The organism is Bacillus cereus group sp. BfR-BA-01430 (assembly GCF_022663115.1).
GTDB classification, from domain to species: domain Bacteria; phylum Bacillota; class Bacilli; order Bacillales; family Bacillaceae_G; genus Bacillus_A; species Bacillus_A cereus_BD.
In genome coordinates, this window is the sequence record NZ_JAKUEW010000053.1 from 1 (window position 1) to 998 (window position 998).

Sequence of the window (998 nt, forward strand, 5' to 3'; positions counted from 1 at the left end):
GGTTTGCTGAACTGCTGTTTCCCTTACATAATTATCAAACCGTGCATTTTCGAACTCAGACGGAATCATAGCGTTTTTAAATCTAGCTATAAGGCTCTTTCGTTCTAAGCATTCACATTCAATCGCAACATCCACATATTTTCCATTCAAAAACTCAGACGGTTGCTTTTCGAATATGTAGCCCCTATCACCGCACTTCTTACACTCAACCGATTGTTTTTGCGAATCCTCGGTTATCGGCTGGTTTGATTCCTCTTCCAACTTCTTCTGGTACATGATCTGCGCTCTTTCCATAAGACCCGACATTATATCCCCGAGTTTTTCCATTCTTCCACAACTCCCATTGCTGTAAATAACTTTCAAATTTAGTCCCAAACAACGTTTCTGGTCTCAAATATTTAGCTTGTGGTGTTCCAGTCCATTCAGCATGTTTTACATCGATAACTTTTTTAAAATCATCTACAGTAAACTTTTCACTCAATCTAGCTTTAATAAGAGACTGCGTCTTTTTAGTAGTTGAACGATAAGAAGAAGAGCAAACATCGTTGAGATAGGTTACTATCTCGACTATATATTTATTAACATCAGTATTTAGTTCTTTAGTATTTGGTTCTTTAGTATTTAGTAGCTTGGGATTTTCCACCGGTGGGTTTTCCACTGGTGGCTTTTCCACCAATGGCTTTTCCACCACTGGCTCTTTTTGTGGTATCTCATATATAACAGTTTCCCATTTGATTATTTTGTTTTTATCGTCTCTAACAGGGAACCTATGAAGATATCCATGCTCTTTCAACTCATTCATCCCAGCTCTCAAACTATCTAAACCATCTTTCGCATGTGTAGCTAACTCTTCTCTATAAAACACCCAATCATCAGGAAGAGAGAGGATATAAGCTAGAATGCCTTTTGCCTTCCAAGACAACTGTTCATCTTTTAAACCTGTATTATTAATAGTGGTATAATTTCTATCTTTAACAACCCTGTATATACCCATTCAT

The 998-nt window shown here is 37.2% G+C and carries 1 protein-coding gene; it reads right to left on the reverse strand.

The window, feature by feature from the left end; genetic code table 11:
* Positions 1-205: 205 nt before the first annotated feature.
* The gene (locus MR058_RS22830; protein ID WP_242145937.1) at positions 206-994 is read right to left on the reverse strand and encodes a conserved phage C-terminal domain-containing protein; all 789 of its coding nucleotides are present in this window, start codon (positions 992-994) and stop codon (positions 206-208) included.
* Positions 995-998: the final 4 nt, after the last annotated feature.